Annotated in this window: 11 protein-coding genes; 7 read left to right on the top strand and 4 right to left on the bottom strand. The window is 73.0% G+C overall.

Features of this window, described 5'->3' with window-relative positions; all coding sequences use genetic code 11:
- Positions 1–3 precede the first annotated feature (3 nt).
- The 5 genes from WME75_RS10460 to trxA all read left to right on the top strand — a co-directional run bounded on the left by WME75_RS10460 (position 4) and on the right by trxA (position 6,006).
- The gene (locus WME75_RS10460; RefSeq protein ID WP_437489295.1) at positions 4–1,098 is read left to right on the top strand and encodes a S1 family peptidase; all 1,095 of its coding nucleotides are present in this window, start codon (positions 4–6) and stop codon (positions 1,096–1,098) included.
- On the top strand, positions 1,098–2,642 hold the full coding sequence (locus WME75_RS10455) for a trypsin-like peptidase domain-containing protein (protein ID WP_437494785.1): 1,545 nt from the start codon (positions 1,098–1,100) through the stop codon (positions 2,640–2,642). Before WME75_RS10460 ends, WME75_RS10455 begins: the two co-directional genes overlap by 1 nt.
- A gap of 16 nt (positions 2,643–2,658) precedes the next feature.
- Positions 2,659–4,188, top strand: coding sequence for an ABC transporter permease (locus WME75_RS10450; RefSeq protein ID WP_437489292.1), 1,530 nt, complete (start codon positions 2,659–2,661; stop codon positions 4,186–4,188).
- Positions 4,185–5,180, top strand: coding sequence for an ABC transporter permease (locus WME75_RS10445; protein WP_437489290.1), 996 nt, complete (start codon positions 4,185–4,187; stop codon positions 5,178–5,180). Before WME75_RS10450 ends, WME75_RS10445 begins: the two co-directional genes overlap by 4 nt.
- 184 nt (positions 5,181–5,364) lie before the next feature.
- Complete coding sequence (gene trxA, locus WME75_RS10440; RefSeq protein ID WP_437489287.1) at positions 5,365–6,006, top strand: thioredoxin; 642 nt, start codon at positions 5,365–5,367, stop codon at positions 6,004–6,006.
- 159 nt (positions 6,007–6,165) lie between these two features.
- On the opposite strand, the gene larC is transcribed toward trxA, so the two are convergent.
- Both larC and larB read right to left on the bottom strand, forming a co-directional pair.
- Positions 6,166–7,548, bottom strand: a complete 1,383-nt coding sequence (gene larC / locus WME75_RS10435; protein ID WP_437489284.1) for a nickel pincer cofactor biosynthesis protein LarC — start codon at positions 7,546–7,548, stop codon at positions 6,166–6,168.
- A 68-nt stretch (positions 7,549–7,616) separates the two neighbouring features.
- Positions 7,617–8,369 (bottom strand): nickel pincer cofactor biosynthesis protein LarB, encoded by a 753-nt coding sequence (gene larB / locus WME75_RS10430; RefSeq protein WP_437489281.1) that lies wholly within the window; start codon positions 8,367–8,369, stop codon positions 7,617–7,619.
- A gap of 196 nt (positions 8,370–8,565) precedes the next feature.
- Between larB and WME75_RS10425 the strand changes: the two genes are divergently transcribed.
- Positions 8,566–9,318, top strand: a complete 753-nt coding sequence (locus tag WME75_RS10425; RefSeq protein WP_437489278.1) for a hypothetical protein — start codon at positions 8,566–8,568, stop codon at positions 9,316–9,318.
- A 135-nt stretch (positions 9,319–9,453) separates the two neighbouring features.
- Entirely contained in the window at positions 9,454–10,818 is a 1,365-nt protein-coding gene (locus WME75_RS10420; protein ID WP_437489275.1) for a TldD/PmbA family protein, read from the top strand.
- Between the two features lie 254 nt (positions 10,819–11,072).
- Here WME75_RS10420 and WME75_RS10415 read toward each other — a convergent pair whose 3' ends face one another.
- Positions 11,073–11,702 (bottom strand): helix-turn-helix domain-containing protein, encoded by a 630-nt coding sequence (locus tag WME75_RS10415; RefSeq protein WP_437489272.1) that lies wholly within the window; start codon positions 11,700–11,702, stop codon positions 11,073–11,075.
- 200 nt (positions 11,703–11,902) lie between these two features.
- Positions 11,903–13,498, bottom strand: a complete 1,596-nt coding sequence (locus WME75_RS10410) for a lamin tail domain-containing protein (RefSeq protein ID WP_437489270.1) — start codon at positions 13,496–13,498, stop codon at positions 11,903–11,905.
- Positions 13,499–13,538 lie beyond the last annotated feature (40 nt).

The raw sequence follows: 13,538 nt of genomic DNA, 5'->3' as shown, positions 1-13,538 counted from the left end.
CACGTGCGCGCGCCCCCCACCGCGATGCTGCGCAGCAACGACAAGCGTGGCCGGCAGACTCCGGCCGCCCCCCAGGAAGGGTCCGCCCCGCGACGATCGGACGCGGACGGCCGCGTCGACGTGGAGACCGCGCAGCGCATCATCAAGGATGCCGTCGTGCAGGCGATGCAGCGCGAGGAGAAGGCGCTCGCGCTCGTGCGCGCCAAGGCGGGCGAGGCGCAGCGCCGGGTGGCGCGCCACAACGTGCTCCTCGGGCTCGGCGTCGCCGCGGCGCTCGTCGCCGTGGGGGTGGCGGGCGTGGTCGCGTACCGGTCGCGCCGGGCGGCCGACGCGCTCGCGCGCGAGGTCGGGCTCGGGGTCGCGCCCGCGGCGCGGCCGTCGGGCGCGATCCCGGAGCAGGTGCTCTCGGGCCGCGCGATCTTCGAGCAGAACCGGCTGGCGCTCTACGTGATGGGCTACAAGGTGGACAACCGCATCGGCGGTTGCTGCTCGGCCTTCGCCATCGCGCCCGATCTGCTCGCCACGAACGCGCACTGCGTCCGCGACTGCCGCGCGCGCGGCGGCACCTCGATCGCCACGCAGAACGACTCGATGGGGAAGACCCGCCTCCGCATCGTCGCGATGTCGGCCCACCCTGCGTACAAGCCCGGGCAGGCGGGGGCCGGCTCGCCGGACGTCGCCCTGCTCCGCATCGACGGCAGGGCGTCGCACACGGTGAAGCTCGCGAACGACGCCGAGCTGCGGGCCATCGGGCCGGGCGACGACGCTTACGTCCTCGGCTTCCCCGGTCGCCTGATGGACCCGCTGAGCCCCTCGGCGACGTTCCTGGAGGGCCGCATCGGGCGGGTGACCGGCATCGACGAGGAGGCGACGACGCCGGACCGCGCCGTCCTCATCCAGCACGATGCGGTCACGCGCGGGGGCAACAGCGGGAGCCCCATCTTCAACCAGTACGGGCACGTGATCGGCATCCACGCGGCGCACATCGACGACGAGAACGACGTGACGATCGACGGGCGCAAGACGACGGTGACGCAGAGCTCGCCGTTCCGGATCGGGATGCGCATCGATCTGCTGAAGGGGGTCCCCGCGCCGTGATGCTGCGCGTCGTGCACACGTTCGGGCGCAACGCCGGGTCCGTGGAGCTCCATGACAGGCGCGTCGTGCGCTTCGGTCGCGCGCCGGACAACGACGTCGTGTTCGACCCGAACCACGATCGCGACGCGAGCAGCCACCACGCCGAGGCGCGCCTCGAGGCTGCGGGCTGGGTGCTCTACGACCTCGACAGCCGCAACGGGACCTACGCTGGCGGGCAACGGATCAAGCGGCACCCGATCGCCTCGGGCGATGAGCTCACCTTCGGCACGAAGGGCCCGCGGGTGCGGCTCGAGCTCGTCGAGCGACACGCGCCGGGATCGCCGCATGCACACGCGCCGCCGCCCTACCCTGCGCCCGCCGCGTACCCCGCGCCTGCCGGCTATCCCGCGCCCGCCGGCTATCCCGCGCCCGCCGCGTACTCCGCGCCCACCGGCTATCCCGCGCCCGCTGCGGGCTATCCCGCGCCCGCCGCTGCTTACCCCGCGCCCACCGCGGCCCACTCCGGGAACGTCGCCGCCGCGCCGCCGGCCGGCGTCCGGCGGGTCGGCGAGCGGACGATCGCCATGATGATCTCCTCGGCCGTCTCGGCCGCCACGGGGCGCGCGAAGCCCCGCGGCACCGTCGAGATCAACGCCATGCTCCACAAGGAGGTGCGCGCCGCGACCGCCGGCCAGCGCCGCACGACGTACGTCCTCGCCCTCCTCCTCGTGGTCGCGCTCGCGAGCCTCGCCGGGCTCATCGTCTATAACCGCTCCTCCCACGACGAGATCAGCCAGCTCCGCGCCGAGCTCGCGCGCCTCCCGCCGGAGGACCCGCGGCGCAAGGAGATCGAGCGGCGCCTCGGCACGCTTCACCCCTCGAACGCGAACTTCGGGCGCAACCTCCACGACCGCGTCAGAAAGGGGATCTTCATGCTCGCCTCGGGGCGCGAGGGGTTCTGCACGGCGTTCGCGGTGCGGCCCTCCGTCCTCGTGACGAACGCGCACTGCATCTCCGCGGCCAAGCGCCGCGGCGGCGCGATCGTGGCGCTCGAGAACGAGGGCCGGGGCCAGGTAAGCTTCGCCGTGACCAGCATGCGGCCACACCCCCTGCACCGCGAGATCGCGGACCAGCTCACCCCGGACATCGGTATCGTGTCCATCGCCGGGCGCGCCGCCGCCGTCCTGGAGCTCGCCGCCCGGGAGGAGCTCGCCGCGGCCGGCGCGGGCGACGACGTGTACCTGATCGGCTTCCCCGAGCGCCTCACGGACGCCGCGAACCCCGTCGCCACCTTCCTGGCCGCCAACATCGGCCGGATCACCGGCGCGAACGGGCGGCCCGTGGCCGCGGCCGACGCCTGGCTGATCCAGCACGACGCCCGCAGCACGAGCGGCATGAGCGGGAGCCCCATCTTCAACGGCCAGGGCAAGGTCATCGGCATCAACGCCGGCGGGTACCTGGAGGGCAACGACGAGACGATCTCGGGCCAGAAGACGGAGGTGGTCAAGGCCTCCCCCTACAAGTTCGGGATGCGCATCGACCTGCTCGACGCCATCCTGCGCTGACCCCCGCGCGAGAGACATGCTCCGCCACGCGCTCCGCCGGCTCCTCTGGACGCTCCCCACCCTCGTGGGCGTCTCGCTGCTGACCTTCTTCGTGCTCTCCTTCGTCCCGGATCCCACGGACGATCCGCTCCTCGCCAGCTCGCTCTCCGGCGCGGAGCTCGCGCGGCTCCGCCGGGAGCGCTTCCTCGATCTCCCGCGCTTCATCAACCTGGAGCCGCGTGACGTGCGCCTGCGCGCCCTCGCGGCCGCGCAGGCCATCGCGGCCGGCGGCGACGGCGCGGCCGCCGCGGCCGAAGAGCTGCGGCGCCTCGGCGGCGCCGCGCTGCCGCACATCCTGCCGCTCGACGCGCTCGCGCCCGAGCCGCGCACCCGCGTCGCCCTCGCGCTCGCGCCGGTCGCGGCGCGGATGGGCTTGCCGCGCGCCGAAGAGGCCGCCGACCCGGCGCACGCCGTCGCCTTCTGGACGCGCTTCTGGGACGACCGGGGCATCGAGTTCCGGAGCGCGTCGGTCCGCAGCGCGGTGCGGCGCCTGGTCCGCTACGGCTCCGCGTCGCGCGCCTCCGAGCTGCTCGAGCTCGACACGTTCGCCCTGCAGCCGGTGATCGCCGCGCTCCAGCCGCCGCGCGACGCGGCGACGCTCGATCAGGCGCGCGCCCTCGTCGAGGTCGCGGCCCACATCGCGGAGATCGACGACCGCATCGCCCCGGGCGACGACCTCGCGGAGGCCCGCGCGTGCGTCACGCGGTGGAGGTCCTTCTGGAACGTGTACCGCAGCGACTTCGAGGTGTTCTCCGGCCCGGCGCGGCTCGCGGCGACGGTGCTCGAGACCCGGTACGGCAAGTGGGCGCTCGGCGCGGTCACCCACCGCCTCGGCGTCGCGGCGACCGGCGAGCCGGTGCTCGACGAGCTCGCGCGCCGCGCGCCGGTCACGCTCACGCTCGTGTTCGGGGCGATCGCCCTTGCCTACGCCGTGGCCGTCCCGCTCGGCGCGCTGAGCGCGGCCTCGCGCGGCCGGCGGAGCGACTCCGCCCTCGCGGCCGCCGTGCTCACCCTCGCCGTCCTCCCGACCGCCGTCGTGGCCGTGGCCGCCGCGCTGCTCTCGGGCGGCGCGCGGTCGCTGCTCCTGCCGACGTGCCTCATCGCGCTCTCGCTCATCGCCGCGCCGACGCGGCAGCAGCGCGCCGCGCTCGTCGCCGTCCTCACGCAGGACTTCATCCGGGCCGCGCGGGCGCGCGGCGCCGGCACCGCGCGCGCCATCACCGTCCACGGCCTGCGCAACGCCGTGCTCCCGGTCGTGACGCTCGCCGTGCTGGAGCCGCCGATGGCGCTCGGCGGCGCCTTCGTCGTGGAGCGCGTCTTCGAGCTCCACGGGCTCGGCGAGCTCACCCTGCTCGCCGTGCAGGCGCGCGACGTGAGCTGGCTCATGGCCATCTCCATCGGCGCTGCCGGCATCGCCGCGCTCGGCGTGATCGCGACCGATCTCGCCTACGTGCTCGTCGATCCGCGGCTCGGCCCGGCGGTGCTCTCGCGGAGGAGCGGGGCGTGACGCACGCCGCGGCGTTCCTCCGCCGGATGGTCGGCAGCAAGCGGGTCGCCGCGGGCACCGTCCTGCTCGGCGTGCTCGCGCTGCTCGCTATCTTCGCCGAGCTCCTCGCCGCCCCTGCGCCGATCGCCCGGTTCGGATCGGACGGCACCGAGATCCTGCCCGCGGTCACCGAGGCCGCGGAGCTCGAGTCGCTCACCGAGGCCGAGCTCCGGGTGCGCTTCGAGGTGGGCGTCGCGATCTGGCCGCCCATCCGTTACGGCCCGGAGCAGCGCACCGACGCCGGCCCGAACGCGTCGCCCTCGCTCGACCACCCGCTCGGCACGGACTTCGAGAGCCGCGATCTCGCCGCGCGGCTCATCTACGGCGCGCGCACCGCGCTCGGCCTGTCGCTCAGCGCGGTGCTCGTGGGCATGTTCCTCGGCGTCGTGCTCGGCGGGCTCGCCGGCACGCTGCGCGGCGCCTGGAACGACGGCCTCGTCCGCCTCGTCGAGACGGTCGACACCTTCCCGGCGATCCTCGTCGTGGCGATCGTGCGCGCCATCGAGCGCGAGCCCTCCGCGCTGTCGCTGGTGCTCGCGGTCGCCTTCGTCCGCTGGGCGGAGATCGCGCGCCTCGTGCGCGCCGAGGTGCTGCGGGCGTCGAGCGAGGAGTACGTGATGGCCGCGCGCGCGCTCGGCAGCACCCGGCTGCGCGTCTTCTACCGCCACATCCTCCCGAACGCGCTCGGCCCCACGATCGTGAGCTCGGTGCTCGGCGTGGCGTCCGTGGTCCTGCTCGAGGCGGCGATCTCGTTCCTCGGGATGGGCGCGCCCACCCGCGTGGCGTCGTGGGGGGAGACGCTGGGCCAGGCGGCGCGGCACCCGAGCGAGATCCGGCTGCTCGTCTTCCCCGGGCTGCTGCTCCTGGCGACGGTCGGCGGCTCCTACCTCATCGCCGACGCGCTGCGCGACGCCGTCGACGCGCGCACCGTGCGCGCGCGGATGCCGCGCTGAGGGCGCGGGCAGCTGGACGGAGCGCCCGCGGCCGCGGCGCCGCCGTCCGGGGGCGCCCTGCGCCGAGATGGCGCCGAGGTAGCGCCGAGATTTCGCCGAAATCGGCCTCATCTCTGCGATCTCGGCGGCGAGGGCCTCGCGCCACTCGATCTCGATGGGAAGGCCCGCTATGAATTCGCCCGCCATGGCTGTTCCCGAGATCAGCGAGCAGGAGTTCGAGCGCGAGGTGCTCCGCAGCGAGTTGCCCGTGCTCATCGATTTCACCGCCACCTGGTGCGGACCGTGCAAAACGGTCGCGCCGGAGGTCGACGCCATCGCGCGCGAGCTCGAAGGCAAGGCCAAGGTGGTCAAGGTCGACATCGACCGGTCGAAGCGCATCGCCACCACGCTGCGCATCCAGTCCGTCCCGACGTTCATGGTCTTCCACCGGGGCCGCCCGGTGGCCGCCGAGCAGGGCGTCCTCAACCGCAAGCAGCTCCGTGAGCTCCTCGATCCGTTCCTCCCGCGCGCCGAGGGCGCCATCCGGGCGGTCGAGCTGGCGCAGCTGATCCGCGAGGGTCAGGTGGTCGCCGTCGACACGCGCGAGGGCCCCGCGTACGGCCGCGCCCACATCCCCGGCGCCGTGCACATCCCGATGGACGAGATCGAGGGCCGGCTCGCCGAGCTCCACATGCTGGCCGGCGCGCCGGTTCTCTACTGTCGCTCCGGCGACAAGTCGAAGGATGTGGCCACGAAGCTCGCCCAGGAGGGCGTCCCCGTCGCGTTCCTCGAGGGCGGCTTCCTCTTGTGGGAAGCCGAGGCGTTGCCGATCGAGCGCCCGGACTGAGCGCTCCTGCGCGCGCCCAGCCCGGCGAGCGCGGCGCGTCACGGAGGCAAGCGCGCGGCGCTGCAGCGGGGCGTCACCGCTCGGCGGCCGGCGGCGTCTGCCGCCTGGCCGCGGCGTCTGCCGCCTGGCCGCGGCGTCGCCGCTCGGCGGCCGGCGGCGTCACCCCTTGGCGGCCGCGAGCGCCGCCGAGAGGACCTCGCGCACCGGCACGCCGTGCGTCCTCGCCGCCGCGGCGCAGTCGTCGAACTCCGGCTTGATCTGCGGCGGGCCGAACGGCCCCTCGCTGATCTTCACCCGGATGGCGCCGTACGCGGTCTTCACGGTCGTGATCCGCCGCGGCCGTTCCGTGCGGGCGACCGGGATCTTCCGGAGCCCGATGCTTGTCGTCTCGCGGAGCAGCGCCGTCGCGACCGCATCGGCCTGGGGGGCGGCGGCGAGCGCCGCGATCGTCAGCGCGGGCCGTCCTTTCTTCATCGTGATCGGCGCCGCCCACGCGTCGAGCGCGCCTGCCACGAACAGCGCCTCGATCGCGTGCCCTGCCACCTCGCCCGTGAGGTCGTCGACGTTCGCCTCGATGATCACGTGCGATGCGCTGCCGAGGCTCTCTTCCCCGCCAGAGCGCGTTCCCAGGACGACCCGCAGCAGATTGGGGCGGTCCGGCAGCTCTCGCTGGCCGGCGCCGAAGCCGATCCGGTCGGGCGCGAACGTCGGCCAGCGCTCGAACCGGGTCGCCAGCGCGGCGATGATGGCCGCACCGGTGGGCGTGACCAGCTCGGCGTCGAGCTCCACGCCGTAGGTCGGGACGCCGCGGAGGCAAGCGACCGCGGCAGGCGGAGGCAGCGGGAGGATCCCGTGTCGCGCCTTGACGAACCCGCGCCCCATGGGCAGCGGCGATCCGACGACCTCCGCCCCGATGTGCGCGATGGCCGCGGCGGCGCCCACGATGTCGACGATCGCATCGACGGCGCCGACCTCATGGAAGTGCACGTCTTCCAGGCGGATCCGGTGCACGGCGGCCTCCGCCTCACCGAGGCGCCGGAAGATCCGGCGCGCCAGCGCGGCGACGGGGGGATCGAGCGGCGCTGCGGCGAGCATGGCGTCGATGGAACCGTAGGTGCGCTCCGGCTGCGGCGTCTCGACGTGCACGTCGAACGAGGTCGCCACGATGCCGCTCCGGTGGGCATGCCCACGGTGCAGGTGGAATCCCTCGATGGGCAGCGCCGCGACGGCGCGCTCGATGACGAGGAGCGGCACCCCGAGATCGAGCAGCGCGGCGATGGTCATGTCGCCCGCGATCCCGCTGAACGCGTCAAAGAACAGGATCTTGCCGGCGCCCGCGCCTTCCTCGAGGAGCGGCGTGCGCGGGTGATCATGCCCGTGCTCGTGCGCAGGATCGTGCTCGTGCTCGTGCGCATGGCCGTGTCCGTGCGCGTGATCATGCTCGTGCGCAGGGTCGTGGGCGTGCGCGTGGTCGTGCGCAGCGTCGTGCGCGTGATCGTGCCCGTGCGCGTGGTCGTGCCCGTGATCGTGCCCGTGTCCCATATCTCGCCTGCTCCGTTCGCCGGGCGCCTGCGCTCCGCGGCGATCCCGCGGTCGCGCTCGTTCCGCGCTCACTCCTTCGGCAACATGCGATGCACCACCATCGCCGCGCCGAAGCCGCTGTCGATGTTGACCACGGCGACGCCGGAGGCGCACGACGTGAGCATGGAGAAGAGCGCGGTGAAGCCGCCCAGCGCCGCGCCGTAGCCGACCGAGGTCGGGACCGCGACGACCGGGGCGGCCACGAGCCCGCCGACCACGCTCGGCAGCGCGCCCTCCATGCCCGCGACCACGATCACGGCGGACGCCTTGCGCAGCTCCTCGAGGCGATGGAGGAAGCGATGCAGCCCCGCGACCCCGACGTCGTACAGCCGTTTCGCTTCGAGCCCCACGGCGCGCAGCGTCTCGATGGCCTCCTCGGCGACCGGGAGATCGCTCGTGCCCGCGGTCACGACCGCGACCGGCCCGGCGGCGCGCTTCGGCGTGGGCGCGACCTCGATGCTGCCGGTCCGCGCCAGGGGAACATAGCGAAACGCCGGCAAGAGCGACGCCACCGCCGCGCCCTTCGCGGCGTCGACCCGGGTCACCAGCACGTTCTGCCCGACCCCCGCGATCTCCTGGGCGATCAGAACGATCTGCTCCGGCGTCTTCCCTTCGCCGAAGATCACCTCGGGCACGCCCTGCCGGAGCGCGCGGTGGTGATCGACGGTCGCGACGCCCAGGTCCCGGAAAGGCAGGCCTCGGAGCGCCTCCAGCGCCTCCTCGACGGCGAGCTCGCCGGTTCGAACGCGCTCAAGCATTTCCCGGACGAGGCGCGGCTCCATGTGCGCAGCCGCTTAGCGCGGCGGCGCGGCCAGGGCAAACGTTCCGCCCCGTCCGCCCGTCCCCCCTGGCTGGCCGGGCGAGCGCCTGTACGCCTCCGGAAGCTCGGCGCGCGCGTGCTCCTCCGGATGCGGGCCTCACTAAAATCTTCCAGTCTCTTTGCGCAAGAGGGGGCGACAGGACTATTTTCCGCGCCGCGTGCCCGCCTTCGTCGCTCCCCTTGTCGGCTTTGCTCTCGGCGCGCTGCTCGCCTGGTTCAGCGCTGCAGCCCCTCACCGCCCAGGCGCGCTGCGCGCGGCGGAGGCTCGGCTCGCGCCCGGCCCGCGCGATCGGCCGCTCGCCCTCGTCTTCCTGTTCGCCGTCCTCGTCTTCGCCCCGGTCTGCGCCTACTTCCTCGTCTTCGCGCCCGACTGGAGCTTCGCGTACCTCGTCGACACCCGCCGGATCCCGTCCGCCGTCGACCTCGTGCTGCTCCTCCTCGACGTCGTCTCGGTGCCCGCCGGGTTCGCCGCCGCGCAGCGCTTCGCCGCGAGCGCCGGCGGCAGGCCGACCGCGCAACGATCGGTCCGTGCGCTGGCCATCTTCGCCGGCGCGCCGCTCGCGATCGCCCTGATCGCCGTTGTCGCCCTGTCCCGGCGCCTCGGGATCGACGGCACCTACCGGCAGGTCGAGGGCGACTTCGGCGTCCACCCGGTCGCCGGCGGTCCGCTCGGCTACGCGCTCCTCTGGATGCACACCATGCTCGCCGCCGGATTCGCGGTCACCGTGAGCGCCCTCCTCCGGCGCGAGCCGCCGGGCGGCGGGCAGAAGGCCGGGCCCGCCCTCGGCCCGAGCCCCCGCGCCGTCCGGAGCGAGCCGGCGCCCACGGTCGATCCGCCCCGGCCTGCCTCGACGCGCCCGCAGCGCCGGCTCGGCCTCGGCAAGGGCGGCCGCTCCAACCGGCCGGGCTGAGACGCATCCCGCGGGCGCGGCCGGCCGCGTCACCGCGTCGACGGAGCCACCGCGGTGAAGCGACCGGCCGCGTCACCGCGTTGACGGAGCCACCGCGCTCCACCACCCTGTCGCCCCATGTCCGAACGAGCCCGCATGGATCAGCAGATCGCAGAACTGACGGAGCTGGCCGAGCAGGTGGTGACCCGCGCCAGGAAAGGCGGCGCCGACGTCGCGGAGGCGATCGCCCGCTCCGGCTCCGAGCTCACCACCAAGGTGCGCCTCGGCGAGCCCGAGCTCGTCGAGGAGGCCGTCCACAAGGGCCTCGGCATGCGGATCATCAAGAAGCAGCGCGTCGCGCTGACCTCGACCTCCGACCTCACGCCCCGCGGCCTCGATCGGTTCGTCGCGGACGCGCTGGAGCTCGCCGACATCTCGCAGGAGGACGAGTTCGCCGGCCCCGCCGATCCGGAGCTCATCGCCAAGGGGAACTTCCCCGCGCTCGATCTCTATGATCCCTCGGGCGGAGACGTCACGGCCGCGCAGGCCATCGACATCGCGCGCCGGGGCGAGCAGGCCGCGCGCGACGCCGACCCCCGCATCACGAACAGCGAGGGCGCGACGTTCTCGCGGAGCGCGGGCGCCTACGCCCTCGTCCTGTCCGGCGGGTTCCGCGGCGGCATCGCCGGCTCGTACGCGCAGCTCGTCGTCTCTCCGATCGCCGACGACAGCGGCGACAAGAAGCGCCGCGGCTTCTACTTCACCGGCCGGCGCCACCTCGCGGACCTGGACGCCCCGGACGCCGTCGGCCGCGAGGCAGCCCGCCGGACGCTGCGCAAGCTCGGCGCCCGCAAGGTGGCGACCTGCGAGGCGCCCGTCGTCTTCGACCCGGACGTCGCCCGCTCGATGCTCGGGCTGCTCGGCAGCTGCATCATGGGCAGCTCGGTCTGGCGCAAGTCGAGCTACCTCGCCGGCCGCGAGGGGACGCGCGTCGCCAGCGATCTCATCACGGTCGTCGACGATCCCCTGATCCCGCGCGCGCCCGGCTCGCGTCCGTTCGACGGCGAGGGCCTCCTGGCCAGGCGCAACGTCGTGGTCGAGCAAGGCATCCTGAAGACCTATCTCTGCGACAGCTACAGCGCCCGGAAGCTCAAGCGCACCTCGACCGGCAGCGCCTCGCGTGGCGGCGGCGGCGGCGTGGGCCCCTCCACCTCGAACTTCATCCTGCAGCCCACCTCCACGCCGGCGGACGAGATCGTGCGCTCCACGCCGCGCGGGCTGTACGTCACCGAGATGATGGGCTTCGGCTTCAACGCCGTGACCGGCGACTTCTCCCGGGGCGCCTCCGGCTTCTGGATCGAAAATGGTGAAATATCTTACCCAGTTAGCGAGGTCACGATCTCGCTGAACCTCGACGAGCTCTTGCAGCGGATCGACGCCGTCGGAAGCGACCTGGATCTCCGGACGGCAACGTCCTCTCCGACCTTCCGGGTCTCGGCCATGACCATCGCCGGAAGCTGAGCCGCTTCCGTTCGAGGAGCCGCGCTCATCGATCTCTTCGTTTCCAGCTCATCCAGAAAGCGCAGGAGCGGACTCGACAGCAGGGTTGCGAGCGACCCCTCAACCGGCCCCGGGTTGTGCTGCGGGAGGGGGGATTCTGTCCTCAGCGGGTCGCTCTGCAGTGCTGCGTCCGTCCTTTGGCGGGTCACCTGTCCGCCGCCGCGGCCGTCCTCGCCGAGCCTCTCCTGCTGGCGTAGGACGGCCGGGGCCCTCGCTCAGCGCGAGGACCCGCCTGCGGCCAGGCTCCGCGGCGGCTCTTCCGAGGCCCCGCCGGCGGCCGCCTGGAGCGGCGCTCCAGGCTGCGCGGCCGCTTCGGGCATCAGGAACGCCTTCAGCTGCTGCGCGTCGTTGCGGCCGATCCTGCCCACGAACGAGGGCAGGTTGATCGGCTCGTCCGACAAGGCGACGAACGTCCCCTGGGAGTTCGCTCGGTGGAGCGCCTCGAAGAGAGAGGTGACGTCCACGTCGCTGGACACCGCCCGAACGTCGACGATGTACACGTCCGCGGGGTCCGCCCCCGCGAAGATCAGCGCGTCGTACGGGTGGCTCGCGTGCCGGATGGGCACGCCTTCCCCCAGGGATCGCGCCACGTGGGCCATCGTGTCCTTGGTCCCGATGGCCATCATCGACTTGGAGCTCGCCTTGGCGAGCTCCCGGGGCACCGAATAGCCCCAGGCACGGAGGAACTCAGCCACATCTGCCGCCTTGAAGCGCAAGTGTCTCCCTGGCGTACGAAAATGGGCAATCCTCCCTCGATCTACCCAGTTATGGATTGTCTTCAAGTCGACCTCGCACAAGGCTGCGAGGTCCGATGCCGTTAACAGCTTTTCACGAACACCAGCCATCGCCGAACTCCACGCGAAAGGCACCTGCCGCACAGCTCGCGTTCACAGCGCGGCAGCGTCTCCTCAGGTGGCGGCCCCCCCCACCCGTCTGTCTACTCGATTGAAACCTAGCTCTCATAGACGGGTCCGTCACCCGCTTTGCTCGAATTTTCTCGGCCCCTCGGAGAGATCGCCCTGTACGGAGGCAAACTCCCCATCCTTCAGGGGATCTCCTGGTTCATTATGTTCACGCGACCGGGTGTCGGCCAGCTGGTCATGAAAGAGCCAGCCGAACCGTCGGGAGCGCGGGGCCCGACGCGAGCCAGGCTCATCCCCGCTTTCGGCTCGGGCGTGGCGGGCGACCTGGACAAGACTGCACCTCCTCCATCCATCAATTTGAGCGGTTCTCCCGAGTTGGACAGCCCATGGCTACCAAGTCTTGGCACACGGAGCAGGAGCGTGTCGGGAGGAGCCGGAGGATCGAGCTCATCATCGGAGACGAATCCCTCGTTGACGACCAGCGCGTACGCGCCGGGCTCCAGCGAAATAGAGGGCAATTCGGTTACTCCGCCCACATCGGCAAGGACATACCCTGTAAGCTCAGCTGGGACCCCACCGTCATTGTAGAGCTCGACCCACTCCTGTCCCGGCTCCGGCCCGACGGGATTTGCCAGCACCTCGTTGATGATCACGTGGGGCATGGGCGCGAGCGTCATGGCTGAGAACGCCCGTCGCTCCACGCGCCCGGCGTTATCGACGGTGGCAATGGCGAGCTCCACGGGCGTGAGGGGCGGCAAGCGGGCGAGGACGAACGGCTCGCCCGGCGCCAGGGCGAGGACTTCGTCCAGCCCCTCGCCCGCGATCGCCCAGAGCAGCGGCACGTCCGGCGAACGGACGCGGATTCGATCATCGGCGATCTGAGCGCAACCCGGCCCCAGAGGCACTTCGTCCAGCGCGCACGCCGCCGCCACGGCGGGGAGGGGCTCCGATTCCAGCGCAAACGGACGGGGGTCGAGGCTCACGGCCGCCGGCTCGCCCGGGAATGCGACGGGCGGCCCCACGAGACGCAGCTCGTCTGCTTCGCCTGGCGCCGTGGGGAGCGGCTCCCCCTCGAAGCGCAGGCAGCGCGCGCCGATCTCGTCGACGGCGCCGCGGCGCAGCTCGCCCGCCGTCCCGCTCGGCTCGAGGGTCACCGCGGCGACCGTCTCCGGGAGGGGCGTATCGCCGCACCACACGCCGAGGCCAAGGCTCGCCCCGACGCCGGGCGGCGGCCAGAGCCGCGACAGCACCGGCGGTGAGCCTTCCGTGGCGATCTCGATGGTGTGCGAGAAGACGGGGCTGCCGCTCGCGACGGCGTAGGTCTCGCCGGGCGCGAGCGGGGCGAGCGGGGCGACGGTCAGCGAGAGCTCACCCGGGGGCGTCCCGTTCAGCCAGGCGATCGACGGGACGACGCGCTCCGAGAGCGCCTTTGACAGCTCGCCTTGCTCTATCTGCCGGAGGTGCGCCGCGCCGATCTTGCCGCGGAGGACCAGAGCACGCGCGGGATCGACTCCCTCGAGAGAGGCGCCCGGGAGGCGCACCCGCAGCCGCAGCACCGGAGGCGCTGCATGCAGCGGCGCTTCGGGCTCGATCTGGAGCTCGGTGGCTGCGTCTGCGGGGTCGGCGGTCTCGGGTTCCGCTTCCTCATGGAAGCGAGGGGGAGCCGCGAGCTCCGGCGCGCAGGACAGGGGCGAGGCCACAAGCGGCGCGAGCGCGAGGGGCAGGGCGCGGAGAGCGCGGGGAGTGCACGAGGGGCGCGTCGGGGGGTGCTGGGTCATGACGCGGAGTTCGGCGGGAGCTCGCCGCCGGTTGCTCGGC

The organism is Sorangium sp. So ce1014 (genome assembly GCF_051521505.1).
In the GTDB taxonomy this organism is placed as follows: Bacteria; Myxococcota_A; Polyangia; order Polyangiales; family Polyangiaceae; genus Sorangium.
This window is presented reverse-complemented; position numbering and strand designations above follow the sequence as displayed.